General features: G+C 49.5%; 22 protein-coding genes. 19 read left to right on the forward strand and 3 right to left on the reverse strand.

Features of this window, described 5'->3' with window-relative positions; translation table 11 throughout:
- Positions 1-98: 98 nt before the first annotated feature.
- The 8 genes from JMI88_RS08840 (at position 99) to JMI88_RS08875 (ending at position 10,402) form a co-directional block, all read left to right on the forward strand.
- Positions 99-1,079, forward strand: a complete 981-nt coding sequence (locus tag JMI88_RS08840; RefSeq protein WP_201361443.1) for a methionine ABC transporter ATP-binding protein — start codon at positions 99-101, stop codon at positions 1,077-1,079.
- Positions 1,079-1,747, forward strand: coding sequence for a methionine ABC transporter permease (locus JMI88_RS08845; protein ID WP_201361444.1), 669 nt, complete (start codon positions 1,079-1,081; stop codon positions 1,745-1,747). The genes JMI88_RS08840 and JMI88_RS08845 overlap by 1 nt, the downstream gene beginning before the upstream one ends.
- A 260-nt stretch (positions 1,748-2,007) precedes the next feature.
- Entirely contained in the window at positions 2,008-3,645 is a 1,638-nt protein-coding gene (locus JMI88_RS08850; RefSeq protein ID WP_201361445.1) for a peptide ABC transporter substrate-binding protein, read from the forward strand.
- A 135-nt stretch (positions 3,646-3,780) separates the two neighbouring features.
- Positions 3,781-4,983, forward strand: a complete 1,203-nt coding sequence (locus JMI88_RS08855; protein ID WP_201361446.1) for an enolase C-terminal domain-like protein — start codon at positions 3,781-3,783, stop codon at positions 4,981-4,983.
- A gap of 134 nt (positions 4,984-5,117) precedes the next feature.
- Positions 5,118-6,092 carry a DMT family transporter gene (locus JMI88_RS08860; protein ID WP_201361447.1) on the forward strand — a complete coding sequence of 325 codons (975 nt, stop codon included), beginning with the start codon at positions 5,118-5,120 and terminating at the stop codon, positions 6,090-6,092.
- A 793-nt stretch (positions 6,093-6,885) separates the two neighbouring features.
- Positions 6,886-7,341, forward strand: coding sequence for an RNHCP domain-containing protein (locus JMI88_RS08865; RefSeq protein WP_201361448.1), 456 nt, complete (start codon positions 6,886-6,888; stop codon positions 7,339-7,341).
- Positions 7,342-7,610: 269 nt separating this feature from the next.
- Positions 7,611-8,114, forward strand: a complete 504-nt coding sequence (locus JMI88_RS08870; protein ID WP_201361449.1) for a hypothetical protein — start codon at positions 7,611-7,613, stop codon at positions 8,112-8,114.
- Positions 8,115-8,878: 764 nt separating this feature from the next.
- Positions 8,879-10,402: an alpha,alpha-trehalose-phosphate synthase (UDP-forming) gene (locus tag JMI88_RS08875; RefSeq protein WP_201361450.1), complete on the forward strand. Its 1,524-nt coding sequence runs from the start codon at positions 8,879-8,881 to the stop codon at positions 10,400-10,402.
- Positions 10,403-10,522: 120 nt separating this feature from the next.
- On the opposite strand, the gene JMI88_RS08880 is transcribed toward JMI88_RS08875, so the two are convergent.
- Together JMI88_RS08880 and JMI88_RS08885 are read right to left on the reverse strand one after the other, a co-directional pair.
- Positions 10,523-11,542, reverse strand: coding sequence for a hypothetical protein (locus JMI88_RS08880; protein ID WP_201361451.1), 1,020 nt, complete (start codon positions 11,540-11,542; stop codon positions 10,523-10,525).
- 147 nt (positions 11,543-11,689) lie between these two features.
- Entirely contained in the window at positions 11,690-12,616 is a 927-nt protein-coding gene (locus tag JMI88_RS08885; protein WP_201361452.1) for an EamA family transporter, read from the reverse strand.
- 162 nt (positions 12,617-12,778) lie between these two features.
- Here JMI88_RS08885 and JMI88_RS08890 point away from each other — a divergent pair, with 162 nt between their 5' ends.
- The 11 genes from JMI88_RS08890 to JMI88_RS08940 all read left to right on the forward strand — a co-directional run bounded on the left by JMI88_RS08890 (position 12,779) and on the right by JMI88_RS08940 (position 23,951).
- Positions 12,779-13,165, forward strand: a complete 387-nt coding sequence (locus JMI88_RS08890) for a hypothetical protein (RefSeq protein WP_201361453.1) — start codon at positions 12,779-12,781, stop codon at positions 13,163-13,165.
- A 180-nt stretch (positions 13,166-13,345) separates the two neighbouring features.
- Positions 13,346-13,573: a hypothetical protein gene (locus JMI88_RS08895; protein ID WP_201361454.1), complete on the forward strand. Its 228-nt coding sequence runs from the start codon at positions 13,346-13,348 to the stop codon at positions 13,571-13,573.
- Positions 13,574-14,182: 609 nt separating this feature from the next.
- Complete coding sequence (locus JMI88_RS08900; protein ID WP_201361455.1) at positions 14,183-15,217, forward strand: zinc-dependent alcohol dehydrogenase family protein; 1,035 nt, start codon at positions 14,183-14,185, stop codon at positions 15,215-15,217.
- Between the two features lie 224 nt (positions 15,218-15,441).
- On the forward strand, positions 15,442-16,026 hold the full coding sequence (locus JMI88_RS08905) for an RNA polymerase sigma factor (protein WP_201361456.1): 585 nt from the start codon (positions 15,442-15,444) through the stop codon (positions 16,024-16,026).
- Between the two features lie 6 nt (positions 16,027-16,032).
- On the forward strand, positions 16,033-17,991 hold the full coding sequence (locus JMI88_RS08910; protein ID WP_201361457.1) for a HEAT repeat domain-containing protein: 1,959 nt from the start codon (positions 16,033-16,035) through the stop codon (positions 17,989-17,991).
- A gap of 173 nt (positions 17,992-18,164) precedes the next feature.
- Positions 18,165-18,746, forward strand: a complete 582-nt coding sequence (locus JMI88_RS08915) for a TetR/AcrR family transcriptional regulator (RefSeq protein ID WP_201361458.1) — start codon at positions 18,165-18,167, stop codon at positions 18,744-18,746.
- Between the two features lie 56 nt (positions 18,747-18,802).
- Entirely contained in the window at positions 18,803-20,119 is a 1,317-nt protein-coding gene (locus JMI88_RS08920; RefSeq protein ID WP_201361459.1) for an MFS transporter, read from the forward strand.
- Between the two features lie 54 nt (positions 20,120-20,173).
- Positions 20,174-21,478, forward strand: coding sequence for a copper resistance CopC/CopD family protein (locus JMI88_RS08925; RefSeq protein WP_201361460.1), 1,305 nt, complete (start codon positions 20,174-20,176; stop codon positions 21,476-21,478).
- Between the two features lie 250 nt (positions 21,479-21,728).
- The gene (locus JMI88_RS08930; protein WP_201361461.1) at positions 21,729-22,070 is read left to right on the forward strand and encodes a hypothetical protein; all 342 of its coding nucleotides are present in this window, start codon (positions 21,729-21,731) and stop codon (positions 22,068-22,070) included.
- A gap of 568 nt (positions 22,071-22,638) precedes the next feature.
- Positions 22,639-22,995: a bacteriocin gene (locus JMI88_RS40070; protein ID WP_268905978.1), complete on the forward strand. Its 357-nt coding sequence runs from the start codon at positions 22,639-22,641 to the stop codon at positions 22,993-22,995.
- A gap of 623 nt (positions 22,996-23,618) precedes the next feature.
- Positions 23,619-23,951: a hypothetical protein gene (locus tag JMI88_RS08940; RefSeq protein ID WP_201361644.1), complete on the forward strand. Its 333-nt coding sequence runs from the start codon at positions 23,619-23,621 to the stop codon at positions 23,949-23,951.
- Between the two features lie 111 nt (positions 23,952-24,062).
- Here JMI88_RS08940 and hypF read toward each other — a convergent pair whose 3' ends face one another.
- Positions 24,063-26,366: a carbamoyltransferase HypF gene (hypF, locus tag JMI88_RS08945; protein WP_201361462.1), complete on the reverse strand. Its 2,304-nt coding sequence runs from the start codon at positions 26,364-26,366 to the stop codon at positions 24,063-24,065.
- Positions 26,367-26,437 lie beyond the last annotated feature (71 nt).

A 26,437-nucleotide genomic window follows, 5' to 3' on the forward strand; every position in this document is an offset into this window, starting at 1 on the left:
GGGTGTAGATGCATAGCCTCCATCGTACTGTATCGTACTGTTAAGAGCGTGATCAGTAATGATGGAGGCTTTTGGTAGCATTTGCCAGGGGAAATGTGATGATAACAATTACTGATTTGAGAAAAGTATATGGCCAGGGCGAAAAAGCAATTGTCGCGCTGGACGATGTTAGTTTAGAGGTACCCAGGGGCGAAATTTTTGGCGTGCTGGGACAAAGTGGCGCCGGGAAAAGTACATTGATTCGTTGTGTTAACCTTCTGGAACGGCCAACCACGGGCCGTATTTTCGTTAATGAACAGGACATTACCACGCTGAGCGGGACCGCTCTGCGCAAGGCACGTCAGCGTATAGGTATGATTTTTCAGCACTTTAATCTGCTGAGTTCACGCACGATTGCGGATAATGTAGCCTTTCCACTTGAGGTGATGGGATATAGCCGGGCGGCACGCCGGGAACGGGTAAGAGAATTATTGGCGCTGGTTGGATTGGAGCAGCGTGCTCACGCGTATCCAGCGCAGCTTTCAGGAGGACAGAAGCAGCGCGTGGGTATTGCGCGTGCGCTGGCCGGTGAGCCTGATGTACTTCTCTCAGATGAGGCTACCTCAGCTTTAGATCCGCAGACGACCCATTCTATTCTGGAGTTGCTGCAAGATCTGAATCGGCGTATGGGTTTGACGATCCTTTTAATTACGCATGAGATGGGCGTGGTTAAGCAAATCTGTCACCAGGTAGCTATTTTAGAGGCTGGAAAAACCGTTGAGCAGGGCCGCGTCAGTGATCTGGCTGCCCGCCCCGAGTCCCGCTTAGCTCAAAGCCTTTTTCCTCGTCCCCAGAGCTATGTGGCGCAGCCCGGTGCCCGGGTGGTCACTATTTCGTTCGCAGGCCATAATGCGGATGAGCCAGTACTCTCAAATTTGATTCGGCGCTTTGATTTAAATGTGAATATCCTGGGCGGCAATATCGAAAAATTCGGCGACCAGCGTATCGGACAGCTGCAGGCAGAATTTGTTGGCGAGCAATTTGATGCGGCACTGGATTACTTGAAGAGTCTGGGGCTACGCGTGGAGGTGAATGTCTGATGGATTGGAATTACTGGTCATATTTAATACCGGATCTGTTGCAGGCTACGCAGGATACTTTATGGATGGTGGTGATCTCTACTCTCTTTACGGTCCTCTTTGGCTTGCCACTGGGTGTTTTACTGGTGATTACAGACCGCAACGGCCTGTTTCAGCTCTCCTGGTTGCATCAGATCCTGGGATTTATTGTCAATATCGGTCGGTCGCTGCCCTTTATTATTCTCCTGGTTGCCATTACTCCCTTTACCCGCCTGATGGTTGGAACGACTATTGGGACTTCGGCGGCCATTGTGCCTCTGACTGTGGCGGCTATTCCTTTCTTTGGACGTGTGTCGGAGACCTCGCTGCGTGAGGTGGATGGAGGCGTGGTGGAGGCTGCTAAGTCTATGGGCTGCAATAACTGGCAGATCATTCGCAAAGTGCTGATTCCGGAGGCGCTGCCCTCGTTGATTCTCGGTGTGACCATCACGATTATCAGCCTGATTGGTTATTCTGCGATCGCTGGAGCGGTTGGCGCTGGCGGCCTGGGCGACCTGGCTATTCGCTATGGCTACCAGCGCTTTGAGACGCCTGTGATGGTCGTGACCGTGGTATTGTTGATCGTGCTGGTACAGATTATTCAATGGGGCGGTAACAGGTTGGCGCGCAGATTGACGCGACATGCATAAATGCATATTGCCGAACGATACCCACGCGATAATCTTTAGGAATAAATATATAGCCAGCATGGTTCTAAATAAAGTAACATCTAAATATTCAATACATACGTGGAACTTATAGATAAACTGTAACGCACAGGTGCCTTGAGTACCTGTGCGTTGCTAGCGAGACAGGTCCATTTGGCCGCAACCATGGTTGTGCTATAATTGCAAATTTCCGTATAGTATTGTGTTTCAGCGTACTTGTAACAGAAAGCGAGTATTTATTTATGTCTTCATGGCGGAGCAAATTTCCGCATTCACTTTCCTTGCTCTTGCTGATAGCTGTAGTTGTACTGCTCAGCGCCTGTGGTGGAGCGACGACTAGCACACCTAGTAAGAGCAATACCACTCCCGGCACCAATCAGGTCCTGCGTTTCCCAAATGTCGGAACCGCCGATATCGGTAAACTCGATCCAGCCAGCGGCCCCGACTCCAACTCTAATCAGGCCATTGATATGATTTTCAGCGGGCTGGTGCGACCAGATAAAGATCTAAAAGCACAGCCTGATCAGGCCACCTCATGGGACGTGTCAAAAGATAACAAAGTTTATACTTTTCACCTTCGCAATGACATTACCTTTTCTGATGGCACCCCGGTTACGGCACAGTCCTATGTCTATACCTGGACTCGCGCCTTATTGCCAGAAGTAAAGTCACCCGTTGGGCCGGTATTGGAAGAAGCCATTCAGGGTGCTAATGATGTTATTACTGGCAAGACCAAAACCCTGACCGGCGTTAAAGCGCTGGACGATCATACCTTACAGGTCACGCTGGTTCGTCCCACCTCTTATTTTCTGCAATTGCTGACGGTTTCTCTGTTTCAGCCTTTGAATCAGAAAGTAATCGAGCAATACGGACAGACAGATTGGGTTAACCATGTTGCTGGTAGTGGCATTGGCACCGGACCATTCATGGTGAAATCGTGGCAGCATGGGGTACAGATGACATTTGTTCCCAATCCACATTATTATGGTAAGAAAACGCAGCTCAAAGAAGTACAGATGTCCTTTGTGCGCGACGTGTCAACCGCGTTCAAGGCCTATCAGGCTGGTCAATATGACCTGGTCTGGGATTTGAACTCTACCGACCAGTTGCAGGCGCAGAGCATGCCTGGTTTTGTACGCAAGCCAGTTCTGGAGAGCGATCTCCTTTTCTTTAACAATAAGATTGCTCCTTTTGACAAAGTGGCGGTGCGCCAGGCTTTTGCCGCCGCCATCGATAAACAGGCTATCGCCAAGTCCATCTTCCATGATACTGTGACTCCTGCCAGCACAATCATTCCTCCAGGTATGCCTGGCTCCCAGGCTAATTATCCTGGTATCCCTTTTGATCCCACCAAAGCTAAAGCATTGTTGAAGAGTGCCTACCCGGACGTTAGTAAGGTTCCCCCCATTACGTTTTCCTATCCATCGTCTCAGGTCACACCTGAACTGGCCGAGGCTTTGCAGCAGATGTGGCAGGATAATCTGGGTGTTAAGGTAAAACTTAACTCTGAGGAATTAACAAGTTATAACGCCGAAACCACCAAGCGCACCGTACAATTTGGCTTTACGCAGTGGGGCGTCTACTTCCCGGATCCTTACGAATGGTTAGATCTCAGCTTGCTCTCGAGTTCCGCCAACAACAACGGCAACTGGAGCAATCCTGATTTTGACAAGACCGTTGCTCAGGCCGAGCAAACCTCTGGCGACGCTCGCCTGGCCCTGTATGCTAAAGCTGAACGGATCGCCATCGATAACGTTGGCTGGTTGCCGATCGACCACCAATCAGCGGCAGCCATCATCCCGAGCAAAATCCATGGCCTGACCATGAACAGCAACGGCCTCTACTTCGGCGACTGGTCCGATATCTATCTGACCAAATAGCCTGCCGAATCACCAAACAATTCCGACTACTCATTTTGAGTAGTCGGTTTTTTTATGTCGATCGAGGTTGATAAATGTTGTATAAAAATGTTAAGCTTATCCACAAAGTAAGCAACTGGCTAGAAAAGGGGAATTATGTCAAACATCACGATTAGAGATGTTCGCGTCATCCTTACCATGCCAGACACCAGTCGTCTGGTCATCGTTAAAGTTGAAACAAGCGAACCAGAACTCTACGGAGTTGGTTGTGCCACCTTTACCCAGCGTCCATTAACGGTGCGTTCTGCGGTTGAGGATTACCTCAAGCCTTTTTTGCTGGGCAAAGATGTTATGCGCATCGAAGATCTCTGGCAAACTATGTATCAGAACTCTTACTGGCGCAATGGACCTACCCTCAATAACGCAATTTCGGGGGTGGACATGGCACTGTGGGATATCAAGGGCAAACTGGCGGGTATGCCTGTGTATGAGCTGCTGGGCGGCAAGTGCCGCGAAGCGGCGGCCGTCTATCGTCATGCAGACGGACGTAATGAGGCGGAGATACTGGAAAATGTGCAGGCTTACATGGAGCAGGGATACCAGCATATTCGCTGCCAGTGGGGTGGTTACGGTGGACGTACCGAGTTAAAGGTTCCACCAGAGCAATCTCTGCCGGGCGCCTATTATGATCCTCAGGCTTATGCACGCAGCGTGCCGCGCCTATTTGACTATTTGCGCAGTCACCTGGGATATGCGATAGAGCTTTTGCATGATGTACATGAGCGCCTGCCACCCATCGAAGCTATACAACTGGCGAAACAGCTTGAACCCTATCGGCTCTTCTTCCTGGAAGATCCATTTCCACCTGAACAGAACGACTATTTTGCCATGTTGCGTCAACAATGTGCCACCCCCATTGCCATGGGTGAACTGTTTAACAATCCTCATGAATGGATTCCTTTGATTACCAATCGCTGGATCGACTTTATTCGTGTGCATATCAGCCAGATTGGTGGTCTGACGCCCGCGAAAAAGCTGGCCACGCTCTGCGAAGCCTTTGGTGTGCGCACCGCCTGGCACGGTCCTGGCGATACTTCGCCGGTTGGACATGCGGCCAACCTGCACCTGGATCTCAGTAGCCATAACTTTGGCATTCAAGAGGGCCACGCCTTTAGCGAGCAGGAACGTGAAGTTTTCCCGGGCTGTCCAGAGCTGCGCGGCGGCTATCTCTACGCGAATGAGAAGCCCGGCCTGGGCATCGATATCGACGAGAAACAGGCCGCCCGCTATCCTTGCTCAGATGGTCCCCCCGAGTGGACACTGGCCCGCACCTGGGACGGCACCGCAGCCAGACCATAACACTACAGCCCTGCGCAAGAGTATGTGCCCTGCGCAGGGCTGTACACTATGCCGCACCTGATCCGATCAAGATTTTACGCGACAATTTTATATATATATGCGTTTTTTTCTCTTTTATAGATGAGGTATTATCTGTGAAGCCGATTTTATTGGGAATTGCTGCCTCTTGTTTTTTTGCCTGCAGCTTTATCTTGAACCATGCTATGCAGCTAGAAGGAGGAAGCTGGATCTGGACCTCGGCGCTGCGTTTCCTCTTTATGCTCCCTTTTTTGTTACTCCTGGTGGGGAGCCGCAAAAATCTAATGCCTCTATTGAGAGAGTTGAAGACCCACTTCTGGCGCTGGTTTCTGTGGAGCCTGATTGGTTTTGGCCTTTTCTATGTGCCCATCTGTTTTGCTGCTGCTTTTGAGCCTGGCTGGCTCGTGGCCGGCACCTGGCAAATCACTATTATTGCTGGAACCTTGCTAGTTCCCTTCTTTCATGAAACGGTGGCTACGCCATATGGACCTAAGAAAGTCAGGAAGCGTTTGCCACGTCGTGGTTTACTGTTGTCATTGCTGATTGTGCTGGGCGTTGGCGTGATGCAATTTGAACATGCCACGCATATTGCTGGACGAGATATATTCTTTGGTGTCGTACCAATTGTCGTGGCGGCCTTTGCCTATCCATTAGGAAACCGCAAGATGATGAAGGTATGTGAAGGCAAGTTCGATACATACCAGCGTGTGCTCGGTATGACTATCTGTAGCCTGCCGCTCTGGCTAGGTCTCTCGATATATGGCTGGTTCACGGTCGGCCCACCCAGCGCAGGCCAATCTTTGCAGGCCTTGATTGTAGCTATATCCTCAGGCGTGATTGCCACCATCCTCTTTTTTAGCGCCACCGACATGGTCAAGGGCAGCCTGCATCATCTGGCAGCCGTTGAAGCTACCCAGGCCGGTGAAGTGCTGTTTACCCTGATCGGCGAAGTCCTCTTCTTTTCGGCCGCACTTCCCACACTGATCTCACTAGGTGGTATGTTGCTAGTTCTCACTGGCATGATCTTGCACAGCCTGGCTTCGTCCAAGAATGAACTTGTAGTCGTCGCTCAGACCACCACCGAACTATAACAAGGACCGAAGCACCCATCATGTATCCATGCGGCCTACGCTAATGCCTCCGAAGCATGAAATGGAAAATATAAATGACGACCACGTCTCCATAACACGAAACGGAAAAATATAAAATGCGTCACGTTTCGTGTTCGAGGAGCGTTCGCATATGGGCGTGTGCGTGGACGGGCTTACGTGTGGTGTGGGCGTTGGTGTAGGCGTGAGATTTGACCTTTCTAGAGGCGAATATGTATGCTTGACTTTTAAATGAGGGTCCAGTATACTGATCAGGCAATCTTGCTTTCTAGAAAGGGATTTTATGCAAGTCCTCTCAATTAAATTTGTGGCGGGTGGGCGCTAATTACTGTGCAGATCTGTACAGTTTTGATCGTGAAGTAACGTTCATTAGATGGGCATGCACGAGATATGTATGCAGCTAATGATTGGTTATGATTTCCTTTTGCTATGTGGTTTTGGCGTAACAAATAGCGATAAGCCACGACATAGTTTTGCAGCGAACCTCCACAAATCTCTCCACTCTTTTCCTTAATTTTCTGTGCACCTTTTTTTGCATGATCCCGGGCATTATTGTGCCCAGATGGTGCGCGCGCGTACACAGCATCTCCACTTTTTAATTGGCCGTCAGGCACTGGAAGGGAAGTCATTTCATGAGTACCAGTATGTTAACAATACGTCTTGTCCTCTCTTTGGTTTTTTGCGCCACAGTACAGGCTGCACTACGAGCAGCAGTGGCGCCATGGCGATCGAAAAAACATTCACTTTTTGTTGACAGAAAAGATGAGGACAACCATTGCGCACAACACGCAGACATACCAATAACGACTATCGAGAGTACTCAATTCATAAACCCACACGCCAGCACCGGCATAACCGTTCCACGAACGACGTGTTTAAATGCAAAAACTGCCGCCGCTTTATTGGTCCCTTGCCGTATGGCGGCCATCATAGAAACCATTGTCCATTTTGTCTCTACTCTTGTCATGTGGACGAGAGTAAGGGTGACCGCCTGAACGCATGCAGTGCCAGGATGGCGCCGATTGGCTATTTTCAGCGGCCAAATGGCGAATATGTGCTGGTCCACCGTTGCCTGGGCTGTGACTTTGAGCGCTTCAATCGCATCGCAGGCGATGATAACTTTGACCTGCTGCTCACTCTGCCAGAGTTGCCGCCGCGCACCAGTCGGGACGTGAAACTGCAGCGTATCCAGCAGCAGTTGGAATCTTCAGAACTGGCTGAAACTGAATAGCATTGTTTGATATAGTGACCCCATATTTCCCTTTACATAGAGAAATATGGGGTCATCATATTGCGTTACGGCGCAACGAAGATCATTTTTCGTCGCTTCTTAAACACCACCGATATGAAATGTTTGCTAGCAACGAACAGGCGCAAATGCTTGAGGAGAAAGGAAAATTTTTGTAGTGAGAAGCGATGGACGAGACAAAACAGGCAGGAAGAATGTATAATACTCAAAAGTCATGTGTAACAAACGCACATAGCGGAAGGTCTGGTAGGATGATCAAGAGGGATAATTTTTTGATCCTGCTTATTTTAGTGTGCTCGATTTTTATCATGTATACGCTACTGAATAATCACCTGCTGCACATCATGCGTTACATTATAGCAATCGAGGCGGTCTTATTTATCATCATATTTTTCGTAGAGAGCTGGAACAGTAGCGTTTCCTGGCGACTGAAGGGTCAGATGATCCTCTGCTTACTTCCCCTTATTGGCCTTTTGATTGTACTCTTTCCCTTTTTAGGGAGCGCCTATGTCCAGGTCCCTTCCCAGGACCCAACAGTAAAGGTCTTAAATGTGATCAGCAATTATTGGGAAGCAGGTTGGGGCTGCGTACTTCTTTGTTGCGTGACGGTTTTTGCGCTTAAAGTGCAAAAATTTTATCACGAGGTCGTAAACATCAAATCCGTCGATATACCAAAACCAGCCCCACAGGTGCCGCGTCGTCGGCGCGTCGTTTATTTTGCCGAAGAAGGTTCGTATGGTCAGGAAGAGTCGTAGGAAAAAGCATCACTCATTAACCGGCTTCTTTTTAGTATGGATGTGGTAGAAAAATTCAGGAGGAGTTGCATGGCGTCTGGCTAATTTTATTGACCGCGCATAGATTGCGTAAAATCTCTTGCCTGACCAGGAGTATAATTAGAAGTAGAACGAGTAGAAATTTAATCTTTTATGTACTTCTGGCAGGTGGGAATTGTTTGTATATGTATAATAGTTAAGAGACCCGTTTGCTCCTATCCTTTCTACCTGATATAGGGGTACTCAATATAGTAGGGCGGGCCTCTCTCTTTTATGTGGATTAAAGCTATAGGGGTTTGAATATTCAAAGTATGTACAAACGTGCAAAGCAAAATCTATAACTATATTAGATATAGAATAGCAATTTTGCCGTACCTGAGTTCTAAGCGGTTTTTGTGAAATATTTTGTCGCTGACCAGATTCTCTCCTTGTTTTATTGCCTCCTTCTTTTGATTGCATCTAGTTTTATCTCCTGAAAATCTCTGGCATATATATCAGGAAGAATGATTTTCTTATAGTAAACGATCAGGTTTAATCTACATTCAATCAAACAGCATATTTATGATGTAAACTATAATGGGAGATGTGATAGACTTTAATTGTCATCAATCAGTATATGATTGACGACATTGCCATAAGGTATTTCTTGGATAGTTATTTATGCGGTCTTTCTGTCTTGCTTTGTGCTTATGACTCGTGTAAAGTGAGGTAGAAGATTTGGTCGTACTGAAGAAGGTGGGGATCATATGTCTACAGCAACCAGAAAAAAACCTCAGACTGGACAAGACCAATTATCTATAGAGGCTGACCGTCTTATTATTGCCACCAATCGTGGCCCCGTTGAGTATTTCAAGACGAAGGAAGGTCAGATCAAATCACGCCGGGGATCGGGAGGCGTCGTCACCGCATTGACGAGCACAGTCAGTAAGGTCAACTCTACCTGGGTTGCCCTGGCTATGACCGAAGGTGATCGCGAAGCCCTCAAGTCCGCGGAAGATGGTGTTATGCCCTCTCCTATCCGCGATATTGATGTGCGCCTGCGCTATGTTACGGTTCCTAAAACTACTTATCGTAAGCACTATGACATGATGAGTAATCGTGTTCTCTGGTTTACGCAACATTATTTATTAGAGCAAGGCGAGGATGTCTTTCCTTTTGAGAAGATGCAGGATATCTGGAATAAAGGTTACTATCAGGTCAACAAAGCTATCGCGGACGCTGTAGGTGCGGAAATTACCAGCCAGGAATCAAAAGCTCTGGTCATGTTGCACGATTACCATCTGTACCTGGCTTCTGGCATGATTCGCCAGCAGCATCCTTCGGTGGCGATGCAGCAATTTATTCATATTCCGTGGCCCGAACATCGCTACTGGGCTTCCTCGCTGCCGACCGAGATAACCAAAGATATTTTTCGTGGCTTACTGGGTAATGATATTCTTGGTTTTCAAACGCGTGGAGACGCGCATAATTTCCTGGAAGGTGTGCACGCCTTTGTCGATGATGCCGAAGTCGATTTAGAGCAGCGCCGTGTGATTTTTAACGATCACCAGACCTTTGTGCGTGATTATCCGATCTCTATTTCGGTCTCCGATGAGCGTCGCCTGGTGCGTAGCAATGCAGGCAAACATGCTGCCGAAAAAATTAAGCCCTTGCTGAACAAATATACACTGATGCGTGTCGATCGCATTGAGCCCACCAAAAATATTGTGCAGGGCTTCCTGGCTTATGAGACCTTGCTGGAGCAGCATCCGGAGCTACACGGACAAACGACCTTCCTGGCCTTTCTGATCCCTTCACGCCAATCTCTTCCTCTCTATCGGGAATATCACAATGAGACCATGAAAGTGATCGAAGAGATCAATAAGAAATATGGCACCAAGGATTGGGAGCCCATCCATACCTTTGTACAAAATGATCGCACCACTGCCCTGGCGGCGCTGCAATTCTACGATGTCTTGCTCGTAAATTCTGTGATCGATGGCATGAATCTGGTGGCTAAAGAAGGAGCGGCCGTCAATACAAACGATGGTGTGCTGGTGCTCTCTCGTACCAGCGGCGCTTTCCAGCAGTTAGAAAATGCTTCGATCGCCATATCGCCAGCCAGCCGCAACGAAACTGCTGATGCTCTCTATAAAGCATTGATGCTCCCCAGGGAAGAAAGGAAGCTACTGGCCGAGCGCGCTCGCCATGAAGTAGAAACCGACGATCTACGTACCTGGATGACCCAGCAGATTAATGACGTCAATGACTTGCTACATATCCACAACTGATTTATTTTCATATCACAGCAAGAGAGGCAGCGGTCACGATACCGCTGCCTCTCTTGCTGTGGTGCACTCGAATATTCAGAGATATGATATTTAGAGCATAGCGTCCGGGGTTGCTGGTTATTAAGCCGTTAGATCGGGGTCCTGAAGCATTGGATTGTTCAGGGCAGCTATCTGACTGGCCTGGAGGAGCGTCTCAAAAATCTGGCTGGCGACCAGCTCGTTTGTCCAATAGCTATTGTGTGCCTTGCCGCCAAAGAGCGCAATCTCGGCGACCTCTCCTACAATTTGTGTATTGAGGAGAGGATCAAGGATGCCTGGTTCTTGCGTCAGGACATCATTGATCTCTAACAGCTCCTGCTGTGGGTCAATCATGGCATAGAGCAAATCTTCTAGAGGATACGCCACAGGATCACCGGGATGGATGTAGTTGCGCCATGGCAGTTTGCGCCTTAGAATCGTGTGTAACGCCGTAAGGAGCTGCTGCAGTCTGGGAGTAATATCATGCGTGTTCGGTATGCTATCCATAACGCCATTGCCATTTTTGATCATGATCAGACTGAAGATACTGATTGGCGAGCCCATGGTGTGGATGCTACAGAGAGGTAAACCCTGGCCAGGCTGAGCACCTAAACCAAAGATAGCCTCACGTATCTCTTCAACGCCCTGATAGTCAGAGGTTTTTTCGGGATCCCAGCGGGCGCTGAAGAGCGCATCATACAGAATAACTGTTCCCATACTATGCGTGACCAGGTGAAAGCGATCACCTGGACGAGGACCAGGCCTGCCATTCTGCCGCAGACCTGCTATGGTTTGCAGGCGTAATCTTTCAATCACTTTGATACCCGCAAAGCGACTAATATAGAGGGCCGCATCACCGGTAAATTGCAGAAGCTGATTGCTGCGAACACCGATAAAATTCATCTTTTTCCAGAGTGGAGAACGTTCGTAGAATTGCAGCAATGCTGCTTCATCCGCTTGATTCACATCTCCCCAATAGAGCGGAATCATATTGAGGTCTAATGGATTGTCCAGTGTTTCATTTTGCCGATACAACTGTTTAATTAAGGCGTCTGCATAGGTCGGTTCAACACCTGCCTCGCGAGTGTTAACGCCATGGATGAAGATGATGTGGTCCGTCATGGGCGTGTTCCCTTTGATGCAGCTTCAGTGCCGCTCTGGATAGGGGGAAATGCTACTTTTACAGTTTTGCATTACTGATACACATATCTGTATATTAGACGTATAACAGTAATTTTTTTTGAGGCTAATGATACTGACCAGCCAGCCTTATTGATGGAGCGTTTTGGTCTCCAGCGAAGTAGCGATGGAGGCCGTGATGATCAAGAGCATGGCCACCAGGTCGCGCGCCGTAATGAGCTCGTGGAGAAATAGAAAGCCGATCATGGCGGCCATCGCTGGCTCTACGCTCATGAAGATACCAAAGACACGCGATGGTAAGCGGCGCAGTGCTTCCATCTCCAGCGAAAAGGGGATGATGGTTGAGAGCACGGAGACGGCCAGGCCAATCAATAAGATAGATGGCTTAAAGACCATTGGTCCGCCTGTAGCAATGCCAAAGGGAGCGATCAGGCAGGCCGAGACCAGCATTGAGAGCGCCAACCCCTGTCCACCAGAGAAGGCACGCCCAACCTGCACATTGGAGATAATATAGACTCCCCAGAAGATGCCCGCGATGAGAGCAAAGATGGCGCCAATCAGATCGACATTGGTCGTTCCAATCGGTGCCAGCAAAATAATGCCTGTGGCGGCCAGGGCTGCCCATAGCAGATCTTTCAGGCGGCGAGACTGCAAGAGCGCCACTCCCAGCGGTCCCACAAATTCAAGCGTCACCGCGATCCCTAAAGGAATACGATTGATTGCCATATAAAAAGAGGCGTTCATACAGGTAATGGCGACTCCAAATATAATGCTCAATCCGATTTGTCGACGGGTAAGATGTCGAATATCTGGACGCCAGAAGAGCAACAACAGGATGGCCGCAAACCCCAGGCGCAAAAAAGTCGCCCCCAGTGGTCCAATGCTCTGGAACAGACTTTTACTTACGGTCGCGCCCGTCTGGACCGAGACCATGGCCAGCAGCGCAAAAATCTGAGGCGGTATTTTCTTCATCAAAGTGGTAGTGTGCTGTGGTTGCGGATGGGTAATTTCTTCGGTGACAGAAGGTAGTTCAGGCGATGATAGATTTTTCTGCATTATATCCTCATTTTTATACGTTGGAGTACCAATTTGTATGTATCTTCTATAATACATAACCACAAGAGGGCGGCTTTTTAATTCGTATTATTAAATAATTCTTTATTATTATGTCATATTCGGCACTTAAAATGAATTTCTATGGTGCAAAAGGGCTGCCCTGTGGCCAAAAGGGCTCGGGTGCGGAAATCAACCTTGAAAGATCCACACGAGAATCCTTTTAAGGCCAGCGCTATCGAGACGCATCACTATCCCATCGAGCGCAGCCTGCTCAACGCCTGCGATCCCAAGAAACTGCACATCACTTTTCCTCAGATTAAGGATCACCAGACTCTGGAAGAGTTCATTGATTCGGAAGATAACATCATGGTGCTCTGTGATATCCATCATCGCCATCCACACTATGGCATTCACCACTTGCTTGCCCAGGACTTCTTTATCCAGCCATACCTCTATAGTGGCTATCAGGTGGTTGCAGAGATGGAAGAACAGGAGAAAATTATGGCTGCCAACGAACGTGTAATTAAAAGACATACGACAAAGAGCTAGTATGTCGTTTACCTTTTGTAACATATGTGATCACTGATTCGTGCTGCTCAAGTAAAGAAAACTCTGTAGCGCTCATTGTCGTGTACACGGTCGGATCTGGAAACGTTTTGTTTGTGGTGCAGTGATAGGACAACCGTACAATAGTACAGTTGCAGCCATAATAAGGAGTAACCAGTCTCTATGTTTCCATATAATAATCAGATGCTCTCATTGATGTATATCCGTATGCTCTTGAAAGAGTCTGAGCAGAAGCGCATCCATGCACCTGTATCAAACAGGCATTTCTCCTGGCGGCGGGCCGGCAGATTGAGTGTAAGGAAACTGGGTATTTTGCTGATGCGAGTGGGCGGAAAGCTGGTGTATTGGGGAACTGTCCCCTATGATTCACCGCTGCCAGATGAGACGTAGGTTTTGAGGGTGTTTGACTCCCCAGCTTCAAGCTGAAGCAAGGAGGAGGAGATCATGCCCCCGGCATGCTCGTGATGTCCCCGACATCCTCGTCAGCACCTATGACACTACGCGTTTACAGCGATCAAAAGCCCTTTTATACGTTGGTGCCGCATTCGCGCTTTGCGCGAATGCGGCACCAACGTATAAAAGGGCTCGGGTGCGCATGCGCCCGCACAGGGGCGCTTTACTTCCCATAGTAATGGACTTCAGATACTTTCAATGGCTGGTACATGCAGGGCGCTGTGCACCCTGCATGTACCAGCCATTGAACAAGAGATTGGGGACGCCTGCGCTCCCCAGGTCCAGGGGCGCTCTGAATAAAAAGGGTTCTGGTTGTGATTGCCCATTCTGGCTATTTCCTCTCCCTTTTTTTATCCTTATTTATGCCGCTTTTTCTTGTAGTCTTGACCCATGAAAAAGCTCTAGCATTAGCTCTACGTGTCTACTATCTGTGCCGATAAGTAGCCGAACAGGCTTGACAGCGGGTAGGGTCAGCGGATAGTCTCTTGAGAGACGTATCAATAAAAGGACGTTTGAACTCACATTTTTATCGAAGGAGCGATTACTATGCGTGCAGCTATTATTGATAGACCAGGAACGATACGCGTCGGTGAGAGGCCTGATCCTACTCCAGGCGTGGATGATCTGATTATTCGTGTGGGTGCCTGTGGGATCTGTGGCACTGATCTGCATATTTCTGAGGGAGAATTCCCTCCCACCCCCTATCCAATTGTGCCTGGGCATGAGTTCGCTGGCGAAGTAGTGATGGTAGGTAGTAATATCCAGCAAGGAAAAGACCCGGTGACGGCAAAATTCAGGCCGGGAATGCGTGTGGCGGTTGATCCATCACTGTTTTGCGGAAAATGTGATTTTTGTCGCGTTGGCCATGGTAATCTTTGCCAGAACTGGGCGGCCATCGGTGATACTGTAGACGGCGCTTTTGCTGAATACGTGAAAGTGCCAGCGGCCAACGCTTACCTGTTGCCTGATAGCATCTCATATCGTGAAGCGGCCTTAATTGAGCCTATTTCCTGTGCGGTACATGGCATTCATCGGCTCAATCCTCGCCTTGGTGATAAGTGCTTGATCGTTGGAGCTGGAACGATGGGACTGCTCCTGTTGCAACTCTTATTGCGCGGTGGGGCCTCGCAGGTGGTAGTTAACGATACCAATACGCAGCGCTTAAAGCGGGCTGAGCAACTGGGCGCTTATCGCACCGGAACAGATATCGCCGCGCTGCTGAAAGATGAGCCACTGGGCTTTGACTGCGTTATTGATGCTACGGGCGTCTCTCAAGCGATGGAGGCCGCGTTTAACGCTGTGCGGCGGGGCGGCAAATTTATGGTCTTTGGCGTTGCTCCTCAGGAGGCGCGTATCTCGCTGTCGCCTTTCCGTATCTACAACGATGAAATCACTGTTCTGGGTTCAATGGCCGTCCTCTTCTCCTATGGTGCCGCGGTAGATCTGATGAGTAGCGGAGCCATCGATACCAAAGCCATGCTCACCCTGGCGTTGCCTCTTGAAGACTTCCCGAGTGCGCTTGAAAAGGTCAGGCGCGGCGAAGGCGTCAAAACTCAGATTCTCCCGAATGGAGAAATTTGAGGCAGATTCGTTTAAAATAAGTCACATTTCGAAGCCATTGTAGCTCTTTTCAGCGTATCAAATATATACCCTGCAAGATTTCATCAGCGAGATATTCTCCGGCTCAGTGGTTTGTTGGATTTGTAAATGAGAATATGTCTTTTTGAAGCAAGCGGTGTAACCAGAAATCATTTTATTGTGTTTTCTCCTAGAGAGGAGCAAGAACACACTGGAGTGTTATGGATGTGAGCGGTGAGAAGAGCCTGGCCCAGTTTGCCAACGAGGTTGATGCCTACTATGAGCGCCTGGTAGCGCTTTACTGGCAGCAATTGAAGGCATTTGTAATGGCACGCATTGGAAATCCTCAGGATGCCGAAGATATCGTCCAGGAAGTGTTTATTCGGGCCTATGTGGCGCTGGAGCGGTACTCGGTTCGGCAGCGGCAGGAACTCAAGGTGCGTGCCTGGCTCTATAAGATTACCTGGAACCTTTATTATAATTTTGTTAGTCGTTCACCTGAGCAGCAAGGTTTATCTGTCGCCCTGGAAGAGAGACAAGAGCACGAATGGTTTGAGGCCGACGATGAGAATGGCGTCAATCCAGAGGAAGTTTTCGAACAGCTGGAACGCCGACAGGAGCTAGAGGCGCTGGTGGCGTCCTTACCTCGACATTACCAGGCTGTGGTAAGTTTATATTATTTTGAAGAGCTTAGCCTTCAGGAAGTGGCTGAAGTGCTTAACCAGCCATTGGGCACAGTAAAAGTGTATGTACGCCGTGGTATTCAGCAACTGAGGAAGATATCGCAGATGCAGGTGAATATGGTAGGGTAATTTTCGATGGCGAAGAATGAAAGCGATCACCAGGAATTTCCAGAGCGCGAAAATGCCTCTGGACAGTGGCTACATGGTAAGAGTGATGATGCGCCTGAGTTGTCGCTGCCACCTTTAACTTATCTTGGCCTGGGTAATAACGCTGCAACTCATGCGCGCTCAGATGAACAACTACTGGCGGATTTGCAGCATCCCGATTGGGCCGTGCGTGTCAGCGCCCTGAAGCAGTTGGGGCGCATGGAAGCGCGAGTTCCCCTGGATGTTTTCCTGGCCGCTTTACAGGATGAACATAAAGCCGTGCGAGCCGCTGCCGCTCGTATACTGGGTACATTGAAAGAAGATATTCCCCTGGCCCCTCTACTGGGCGCTCTTTATGATTCAGATTGGCACGTGCGCTCTTGTGTTGTGCAGGCGCTTGGCCAGCATATCCAACGAGTGCCATTAGATGCGCTGGTGTATGCCCTGGGGGACCAGGACGAAACGGTCCGCTCCGCCGCGGTGACCGCGATCGGCAAACTGGGAGAACGCGCTCCACTGGATGCATTGAGCGCCTGTTTGCATGATCGCTCCTGGATGGTGCGCGAGGCCACTGTGCTGGCTTTAGGAGATTTGGGAGAGCGCGTTCCACGCTCACTCCTGCTGCGTGCGCTGGAGGATAGCGATACCAACGTACAGCAAGCGGCTGAAGAAGTATTAGGCGGCCTGGCAACTGTTGCCCTCCAACATTGGCAGAGCCAACAACAAAGCTCAGCGGACACTTTTCTGCCATCCCTTGAGGCGAGCATCTTCATGGCTCATGAAGAGCAAACGCCAGCCATAGCACAGTCACCGCCGCCTTCCGATGATGTACCATTAGCTTCAGATCATCTTCTCCCATTACATTTTTTGTCCCGACTGACAAGCATTTCCAGATTGATCCGACCTGTTGGTATTAGCATGTTGATGGGTATTTTGTTGATCTGTGCCATTGCTATCCTGCCGCCACCTTTGATGGCACCCGCAGAGAGCAATCACATCATCGAGTACGCCCATTATCATGATAATGGCGGAAAAAGTGCGGGTATCAGGTGGCTGGACAAAGTACAGTTTGCCTGGGCGGATGGGCAGGGAACTGTGCAGATGGCGAATGCTATTGCGCATCAGTCAATCACTATGTATAACACCTCGGCCAGGATTCTGGATTTAGCGCGCGTTAACCATTCGTTTTATACCGCTGAACTGCAGCAAGGAACCATAAAGGTCCGTAAGGATAACCAGCAGACTATTTTTGCTATTCCTACTAACTCGCAGATTCCCGTCGCCTCTTTCTCTCCTGATGGCCACTACGTCGCGTTGGCCCTGAATGATATGAGCGTCGTCACTACTATCTCAATCTGGGACACCATCACAGGACATTATTTGACCAGCTATACTGCTCAACAGGGTACCATTACCGCCATTGCCTGGCCACCTGAAGGGGATGTGCTGGCATCGGTTAGCGCTTCGGTAGACCGCGATGGTCAGCAAGCCTGGAAGATTGAGATGTGGGATGCGCGCACTGGCCATTCTACCCTGGCTCAGGAGCCTATACCGTACTTAAGCCTCCCCCGAACTGTAATTGGACTGTCGTGGTCGCCAGATGGGACGCGCCTGGCCTATACGTTGGCTGACGGCGTGATTCATGTTCATGATCGGGTAACCTTAATTGATGGTGTCTATAACACGAGAAGTACCACGGAAACCAATTGGAATGGAGCTATTGCCTGGTCGCCAGACGGCAAATATCTGGCCTCAACAAACAAAAACGGCGAAGTCCAGGTCTGGAACGTTTCAGGCGACAATAACGATGGTCAACTGGTCTGTACGTATATGCGCCACAAAACGCCTGTGGACGCGATTGCCTGGGTTCCCAATGCCAGTATAGATCGTATCCTTTCTACCGATATCAGCGGCAACCTCTTTGTCTGGGATGTAAAGGAACACTGATTCCTACTTATTAGCGTGCCATTCTGTATATCTATGCTTTTTTCTAATCATACCTCTAGCTTATAATTTCGATATATGTTACCATACAGACAGGTCTGTATGGTAAGGCCGGTATAGCTCGTCTGTATACCCTTGATAGCGACGCGAAGCTGGCAATGATGGGAGGAGTAGCGATGGAAACTCAGGTGCGTTCCGCGCGTGACCGTATTCTGGAGGTGGCATCCGAATTGTTCTACCAGCAAGGTATCCGTTCAATTGGTATCGATACCATCATTGAACGTTCTTCGGTAGCGAAGGCCACTTTTTATTATCATTTTCGTTCTAAAGATGCCTTGATTGAAGCCTACTTAGAGCAGCGCAAAGTAGCTTTCCTGGCCTGGTTTGATGCCGCGATTGAGCCCTATGCAGGGGCGCCCCGGGAACAATTATGTGCTCTATTTGAGGCGCTGATTGAGAAAGTGAGCGTACCAGGCTATCGAGGCTGTGCATTCATCAATGCTTCAACCGAATTTCCTGCTGTCACCCATCCGGGACATCTCTTGCCTTATTCAACCAAGCATGAGGTGCGGCAACGCCTGTGCTCTATTTGTCAGCAAACCACTGCTGCCCGGCCTGCCCTGCTGGCTGATCAATTGCTGTTGCTGATGGAAGGCGTCTTTGCGACCACTCCTATTTTTGGTTCTGAGGGTCCGGCTCTAGCTGTAAAAGATGCTGCCCGTTTACTGATAGCTGCCCATTGTCCAGCCACCTGCTAAATATATTGAATCGATCTCTGTAGCACATATGCATGGTTAGCAAAGAAGGAAAAAGCATGTCACCATCGACACGATTACGTGTACACTATAGTTGGATTATCGCTGCTATAATCTTTCTGGCGCTGTTGGCTGCCGCTGGCATGCGCTCTACCCCCAGTATCTTACTGGTACCATTGGAGCATGAGTTTGGCTGGAGCGCGGCGACTGTTTCGCTGGCTATTTCGATCAATCTGGTGTTTTTTGGCTTAAGCGGACCCTTTGTGGCGGCGGTGATGGATCGCTTTGGGATTCGGCGTGTCATGCTGATTGCCTTGCTCCTTATTGCGTTCTCCGCTGGTCTGACGGTGCTTATGCGTCAGCCGTGGCAATTATATCTGCTGTGGGGATTGCTGGTGGGCCTTGCTACTGGTGCAATTACATCAGTGCTAGGGACGATGGTGGCGAATCGCTGGTTTGTGAAACGTCGAGGATTGGTGCTGGGGTTGTTTTCTGCTAGCAATGCAACAGGACAACTGGTGTTTTTGCCGGCATTGGCGGCGCTGGCGGTGACCTATGGCTGGCGATCGGCGGCTTTGACCACTGCCGGGGCGGCCTTGCTGGTTGTTCCTCTGGTAGCCATCTTTATGCGTGAGCGACCTCAAGATATAGGGGTGTTGCCCTATGGGGCTGACGCTCAGGATGAAGGAGCGACTACGCCTAGCACTGCTAACCCATTTGTAACCGCCATCGAAAGTTTGGTGAGGGGATTACAGGCACCAGATTTCTGGTTGCTGGCTGGCAGCTTTTTTATTTGTGGCGCAACCACCAATGGTTTAATCGGTACCCACTTGATTCCAGCATCGATGGATCATGGCATTACCGAAGTGACAGCCGCCAGTATGCTGGCTGTAATCGGTATATTTGATCTGTTTGGCACAACTATTTCTGGCTGGTTGTCCGACCGTATCGATAATCGCTGGTTGCTCTGCTGGTACTATGGATTGCGTGGCTGCTCGCTGCTACTCTTACCTTATGCGCTGAGCTCGTCATATCTCACATTGGCTGTATTTGTTGTTTTCTATGGTTTGGATTGGGTGGCTACCGTGCCGCCAACGGCCCGTTTGACTACTGAATTGTTTGGTGTACGCAATGCAGGTGTGATTTATGGCTGGATCTTTGCATCCCATCAGTTGGGAGCTGCGACAGCAGCTTTTTTTGCTGGACTGCTGCGCACCTGGCTAGGATCATATCAGATCAGCTTTATCTTAGCTGGCTTGCTCTGCCTCTGCGCCTCTGGCATGGTCATTCGTATTGGCCGCAAGACTCGGACGCGCCCCTTACTGGTAGATGATACGCCGACTGCTATGGATACTCCATTAGCAGAAAGCGTTTAAATGGCTGTGTCAGCTTGCCAATGCTTATGGTGATGAAATGTGAGAAAATAGTCTATGCGTCTATCGACTTGCTGGTTATTGGGCCGCCGGGGGCTACTTCTAATCATTATATGCAGTGCGCTGATAAGCTTATGGCTAACGCAGCCGGGACCTGCGCTGGCCAGGTCCTTGCATGCTAGCTTGCTACGTGCAGAACCGGCTGCAAATAGTGTGCTGGCCGCTCCACCGTCGCGGCTGCGGCTAACGTTCTCCGAGCCGGTCCAGCCTATTGGACAGACGATTACCATTTTATCTCCCTCAGGCCAGCAACTGGCACATGGAGCAGTTACTATCTCCGACGATCAGGTACAGATGAGCATTGACGCCCATACGAAAGGGAGTTATCTGGTTAGCTGGCAGGTACTTTCTCAGGACACCCAGCCAGTCAGTGGCAAATATGTATTTAGTGTTGGCCGGGTGGCTGGTCCCTGGGCCAACACTGGTGAGCAGGAGCAACTGCCGCTCCAATATACGGCATTGCAAGTGGGAATACAGTTACTGCACTTTCTGGGTTATGCCCTTGGCTTTGGTACCCTGGCCTTCCTCTGGCTCATTATTTATCCGCTACACTTGCCAACCATAGAAGATGTTCAGCAACGGCTTTTACAACTGACAAAATATGGCCTGGGAGCGCTGTTTCTGGCTGAGCCGCTGGCCTTGCTGGTACAGAGTCTCAGCCTGGCTAGCAGCCAGGGTTTGAGCTTTGAAGTCATTAGCGGTTTGCTGTCCACTCAATTTGGCTGGCTACTCTCTTTGCGCCTGGGAGCTGCTCTTCTTCTCTGGATAGGAGTGGGTGTCGTACAGCAGGGAGAGAAAAGGGGAGTTCTATTTGCCTGCGCGATAGGTATTGTGCTGTCACTGATTGACAGCCTGGGCAGTCACGCTACCAGTTCACGCGCACCATGGCTGAGTTTGCTGGCGCATATGATTCATCTTATGGCGATGGGCATGTGGGTTGGCGGGCTGAGCAGTTTATTCGCTCTCTGGAGACACCAGAAACTGTTTACACAAAGGAGTGTACTTCTCACACGCTTTGGCTATCTGGCAGCCACTGCGGTGGCTGAACTCTTTATTTCAGGGCTGGTTTTAAGCTGGCTACAGATCGCTCATATTTCTAGCCTCTTCAATACTATTTATGGAAGAGCCTTACTCATAAAGATCATCGTGTTTCTTATAGTTGTGGTCTCTATAGGTATTTATCAGCGGGTACGAAAGCAATACAGCCTATACTGGTTGATATTAGAAGCAGTTGCCTTAATAGGAATTCTAGTTTTGGCTGGCTTTCTTTTAACAAGTTCTCCCCCTCTATTGACCCGTTAAAAAGGTCATCATCACCTATTGTCTGGCTTTTTGCGCTAGATTTTCCCTTCTGTTAATCATAGATTCCTGTATTCCGCTATTAAATGCATAGGCATAAGCAACGATAGATTAACTTATTATTAAATTTGCTGAATTCGTAAATTACAGTAGGCTTGACATATAAATCATCATAGGGTACATATGAAGTGGCACATGGCCACCTGGAATTTTCCAGTGAGACTTCCTGATACTTTATGAAAGGACGAATCTGATGTTTAGCAGCGACAAAGACCAGCATGTGGATACTCAGTCATATCCAGCATTTTTGGTAAACGTAGATGTTGAGGAATTGTCTGACGCACAGCTGCAGAGCGTCACCGGTGCCCATGGTGGTTGTGGCTACGGTGGTGGCTACGGCTTCGCCTTCGGTTTCGGTGGTTTAGGCCTCGGTGGCCTCGGCTACGGCTTTGGCGGCGGTTGTGGCCTTGGCGGTTACGGCTTTGGCTTCGGCGGTTGTGGTGGCCTCGGCTCCGGTTTAGGCTTCGGCTTTGCCAGCTTCAGCTACGGTAGCTACGGCAACTTCGGACGAGGCCGTCGCGGACGCCGTCGTTAGTAGATTGTGTGGTCATGCTATCGGCTGCATGACCACACATCCTTTGCCATATTCTGGACTGAGCAGAAACGTTGAAACTTTCTGCTCAGCTCGGGGTGGTGGCGCAGAAATTAATTGTATGTGCCGCGACATGCTACTTAAAATTTCGCTGTCAGGCTCAACTATTTATAAATAGTTTCAGCTATAGCGAGCGTAAATCCGCGGACATGAAAACGAAGTAACGTATACTGGTGAACAACAAAGGAAGTTGCATCAGTAAGAATTTTATTTTTGGCCGCTTTTTTCCTCTCATTTTTCTTCCCATTTTGAGTCACCAGCAGGCTTCAATGCATCCGTCAGATAGCTTCTCACTTTGGAATCTTCCTTTATACGAGTGATAGATTCCATTATATCGCTATTAGATCAACATGCGATGAAATCGATAGATTAACTTATTATTAAATTTAGCGAATACATAAATTATAGCAGACTTGACATATAAATCACTATAGGGTACATATGAAGTGGCACATGGCCACCTGGAATTTTCCAGTGAGACTTCCTGATACCTTATGAAAGGATGAACGTGATGTTTGACAGTCAAAAAGATCAGCGCGTAGATGTCCTGAGTGAGCAGGCATATCCAGCATTTTTAGTGAATGTGGATGCTGAGGAATTGTCTGACAATGAGTTGCAAGCCGTCACCGGTGGATGGAATGGTGGTGGCTGTGGTGCCTACGGCGGCTATGGCTTTGGTGGCTGTGGTGGCTTTGGTTTCGGCGGCTGTGGTGGCTTTGGTTTCGGTGGTTGTGGCTTTGGCTATGGCTTCGGCTTTGGCTTTGGCGGCTACGGTGGCTATGGTTTCGGGCGCGGTCGCGGACGCCGTCGCGGACGCCATCGCCGCCACGGACATCGCCACGGACATCGCCATGGACATCGCCACTAGCAGCTTGTATGCTCATGCATTTTACCGCATGATAATACATACGGTTGACCTGAGAGCAGCAATTTCTTCCGGGGTTGCTGCTCTCATAGTGCTGCTATCCTGTCTAAGTGCGCTTGCTCTCAATCATTTTTGCGTGCCTGGCGATCCATACCTGTCTGCGCCAAGCAACTACATACATGAATACTCTATGGAAGAGCGCTTCCAGTCACATCCATTCCCTGCGGGCTGTGTTTTTTGCTAATGTATTCTGGCAAGCAGAAAAACATATAAGTCTACAATATGGATTTATTAAGGAAGTTGCTTTATCATGAGTTTTATTTTTGGCCGGTTTTTTTGTATCTTTTTTTTCTCCCCTCAGTCCACCAAAAAATGTCATTTTCAGCCTCCGAACAGCTTTTTTTTGTCGCAAACGCTCATTTTACAAGCAGCAGACTCTGGCATATTGCTATTAGATCGATCCATGCTCAACAAAAATAGATTAATATATGATTAAAGTGCATCGAATGAGCTACTTATAGTAGACTTGACATATAAAAAATAATCGAGTAAATATGAAATTGTACATGGCCCCCCGGAGTTTTCCCCGGTAGGACTTCCTGATACTTTACGAAAGGATGAACGTGATGTTTAGCAGCAAAGCAGATCAGCGCGTAGATGTCCTGAGTGAGCAGGCATATCCAGCATTTTTGGCCAATGTAGATGCTGAGGAGCTGTCTGACATGGACTTGGAGGCAGTCAATGGTGGGTGGGGTGGCCGCGGCTTCGGCTTCGGTGGTTGTGGCTGTGGTGGCTACGGCTTTGGCTTCGGTGGTTGTGGTGGTGGCCTGGGCTTTGGCTATGGTTTCGGCTTCGGTGGCTATGGTTTCGGCTTCGGTCGCTTCCGTCACTTCCGCCATCACTTCCGTCATCGCCGTCATCGCGGTCATCGCGGACGCCATCGCGGACGCCATCGTTAATTAGTTGAGTGGCCATATCCTGACTGTAGGGTATGGCCACATGGTTTTTTTAGTTTATTATAAGTAGAAACGTCCCCACATCCTTTCAAATGAGTTATCCGGCTACTTTTTTTATCGCGCCGCTGCCACTGCGAGTTGCCCCAGGCTCAGCCCTCCATCGTTGGCTGGCACTTTTTTGTTGAGATAGACAGTGAAGGAGTGCCGTCTCAGCTGATGCATGAGATCCTCTAATAACACTTGATTTTGAAAAACGCCCCCTCCTAACGCTACTTTTTGTAGACCGCTCTGGTAGCGTACTTCATTACAGGCGGTGACGAGCAGGTGAGCGATCGTGGTGTGAAAGCGGCGCGCGATGGTTGCTGTAGCTATATGCTGCTCAATGTCCCTGGTGATGGCGCGGATCATAGGGAGTACATTCATTTCACCTGTCGAGGTTGAGATATAGTAAGGGTAACAACATGGCTGGCTTTCTGTACACGTTATGGCCAGCTGTTCCAGCTCGATGGCGGCCTGCCCTTCGTATTGCACCTGTAGCTGAATGCCCAGTAAGGCGGCCACCGCATCAAAAAGTCTTCCCATGCTAGAGGTGAGCGGGCAATTCAGGTGGCGCTCGATCATCTGCTCCAACGTTTTCCAGGTCTGGACTGGTAGGTGTCGGTTGAAAGGAATATCTAGCTGCTGAAAATCTGGGCCATAGGCCGCTGAGAGATAGGTTGCGGCCATGCGCCAGGGTTGTCGAATGGCCTGCTCACCACCTGGCAATGGTAGATATGCCAGATGGAAGCAGCGCTCAAAATCACTCAGGTTTGCCTGTAATATTTCGCCCCCCCAGATCGCATTATCAGGACCGTATCCAGAACCGTCGAGAGCAATGCCAATTAGCGTTTCGGTCAGACCGTGTTCGATCATGACACTGGCGATATGGGCGTGATGGTGCTGTACACCGATCTTTGGTAGATCCAGCTCTAATGCGTAGCGGGTGGCTAAGTAGTCGGGGTGGAGGTCGTGCACGACTACTTCTGGCTGGATATCAAAGAGTTGCTTAAAATGTGTAATGCCTTCTTTGAAAGAGAGCAGCGTCTCCAGATTTTCCAGGTCCCCGATATGGTGGCTGATAAAGGCCTGTTTGTCTTTGGCGAGGCAGAATGTATTTTTGAGGTGGGCGCCGCAGGCCAGGATGGGTCTTGAGATTGACCACGGGAGCGTCAATGGCTCTGGTACATAGCCGCGCGAGCGGCGTATGAACTGTGGTCCCGCTCGGGTTATTCGTGTTACCGAATCGTCGCAGCGAATGAAAATGTCGCGGTTATGCGCCAGGATGCCGTCGCTGATCGCTGTCAGGCGAGTGCGGGCATCTTCATCGCGATAAGCGATGGGCTCATCGCTGATATTGCCACTGGTCATAACCAGTACGATGGGTTTATCTGGTTTGAAGTACTTCTGGCAGGCCGCAAGGAGAAGATAATGGAGCGGCGTATACGGGAGCATCACTCCCAGCGTGTGATATCCTGGCGCCACACTGGGAGCGACTTGCTGCCCTTCCCTCTGCTCTAGTAGCACGATTGGACGCCGATAGGATTCCAGCAGAGCAGTTTCTTCAGCGGTCATGTGGCATAGCTGGCGCGCACTATCTGTGGTTGCCACCATTAAAGCAAAGGGCCGGACTTCCCGCTGTTTACGCTGACGTAGACGTTGTACCGCCTGCTCATTGAAGGCATCGCAGGCCAGGTGGTAGCCTCCCAGTCCTTTCACTGCCAGTATCTTTCCCTGTGCCAGGAAGGCTGCGGCCTGATCAATCGCTGTGGCGGAGATGCTCGTTTCCATTCCCATGCCTGGCTGCATCGTCAGATGCACCTGTGGACCACAGCACGCACACGCATCTGGTTGGGCATGGAAGCGCCGGTCCAATGGATCATGATATTCATGCTGACATTGCGCGCACATCTGGAAGGCACGCATAGTTGTGTTGGCGCGATCATAGGGAACGTCCTGAATAATCGTGAAGCGGGGACCACAATTGGTACAGTTGATGAATGGATAGTGATAACGACGATCTTGCGGATCAAATAGTTCGCGTAAGCAATCAGCACAGATGGCGGTATCGGGCGAGATCAGCGTGTGTTTGGTAGCCTGGCGCTGACTCTCAACGATGACAAAAGAGGCATCGTCATGCGTCGCCATCTGCGTGACCTGTATCTCATCGATTTGTGCCAGCGGAGGTAGCTCAGAGCGCAGGGCCTGCTGAAACGAGCGCAGAGCTGTGGGTGGTCCCTCAATTTCAATCTGCACGCCCTGACTATTATTAAGCACAAAGCCGCTCAACTGCCAGCGTTGAGCCAATCCATATACAAAAGGGCGGAACCCCACTCCCTGCACAATTCCCCGCACAAGGAGACGCCATCGTTCTCTCTCCATCCTCACACTCCCTGTTTTCACATATATAGCCTAGCCCTGTGACTTTTAAATATACCTGCACTCTTTCTTCA

The sequence above is a fragment of the Dictyobacter formicarum genome (genome assembly GCF_016587435.1).

What these genes read in the sequence shown, in the direction of transcription:
- JMI88_RS08840 (WP_201361443.1), top strand. Translation starts at nt 99, where the DNA reads ATGATAACAATTACTGATTTGAGAAAAGTATATGGCCAGGGCGAAAAA.
- JMI88_RS08845 (WP_201361444.1), top strand. Translation starts at nt 1,079, where the DNA reads ATGGATTGGAATTACTGGTCATATTTAATACCGGATCTGTTGCAGGCT.
- JMI88_RS08850 (WP_201361445.1), top strand. Translation starts at nt 2,008, where the DNA reads ATGTCTTCATGGCGGAGCAAATTTCCGCATTCACTTTCCTTGCTCTTG.
- JMI88_RS08855 (WP_201361446.1), top strand. Translation starts at nt 3,781, where the DNA reads ATGTCAAACATCACGATTAGAGATGTTCGCGTCATCCTTACCATGCCA.
- JMI88_RS08870 (WP_201361449.1), top strand. Translation starts at nt 7,611, where the DNA reads ATGATCAAGAGGGATAATTTTTTGATCCTGCTTATTTTAGTGTGCTCG.
- JMI88_RS08875 (WP_201361450.1), top strand. Translation starts at nt 8,879, where the DNA reads ATGTCTACAGCAACCAGAAAAAAACCTCAGACTGGACAAGACCAATTA.
- JMI88_RS08880 (WP_201361451.1), bottom strand. Translation starts at nt 11,542, where the DNA reads ATGACGGACCACATCATCTTCATCCATGGCGTTAACACTCGCGAGGCA.
- JMI88_RS08885 (WP_201361452.1), bottom strand. Translation starts at nt 12,616, where the DNA reads ATGCAGAAAAATCTATCATCGCCTGAACTACCTTCTGTCACCGAAGAA.
- JMI88_RS08895 (WP_201361454.1), top strand. Translation starts at nt 13,346, where the DNA reads ATGTTTCCATATAATAATCAGATGCTCTCATTGATGTATATCCGTATG.
- JMI88_RS08900 (WP_201361455.1), top strand. Translation starts at nt 14,183, where the DNA reads ATGCGTGCAGCTATTATTGATAGACCAGGAACGATACGCGTCGGTGAG.
- JMI88_RS08910 (WP_201361457.1), top strand. Translation starts at nt 16,033, where the DNA reads ATGGCGAAGAATGAAAGCGATCACCAGGAATTTCCAGAGCGCGAAAAT.
- JMI88_RS08915 (WP_201361458.1), top strand. Translation starts at nt 18,165, where the DNA reads ATGGAAACTCAGGTGCGTTCCGCGCGTGACCGTATTCTGGAGGTGGCA.
- JMI88_RS08920 (WP_201361459.1), top strand. Translation starts at nt 18,803, where the DNA reads ATGTCACCATCGACACGATTACGTGTACACTATAGTTGGATTATCGCT.
- JMI88_RS08925 (WP_201361460.1), top strand. Translation starts at nt 20,174, where the DNA reads ATGCGTCTATCGACTTGCTGGTTATTGGGCCGCCGGGGGCTACTTCTA.
- JMI88_RS08930 (WP_201361461.1), top strand. Translation starts at nt 21,729, where the DNA reads ATGTTTAGCAGCGACAAAGACCAGCATGTGGATACTCAGTCATATCCA.
- JMI88_RS40070 (WP_268905978.1), top strand. Translation starts at nt 22,639, where the DNA reads ATGTTTGACAGTCAAAAAGATCAGCGCGTAGATGTCCTGAGTGAGCAG.
- JMI88_RS08940 (WP_201361644.1), top strand. Translation starts at nt 23,619, where the DNA reads ATGTTTAGCAGCAAAGCAGATCAGCGCGTAGATGTCCTGAGTGAGCAG.
- hypF (WP_201361462.1), bottom strand. Translation starts at nt 26,366, where the DNA reads ATGGAGAGAGAACGATGGCGTCTCCTTGTGCGGGGAATTGTGCAGGGA.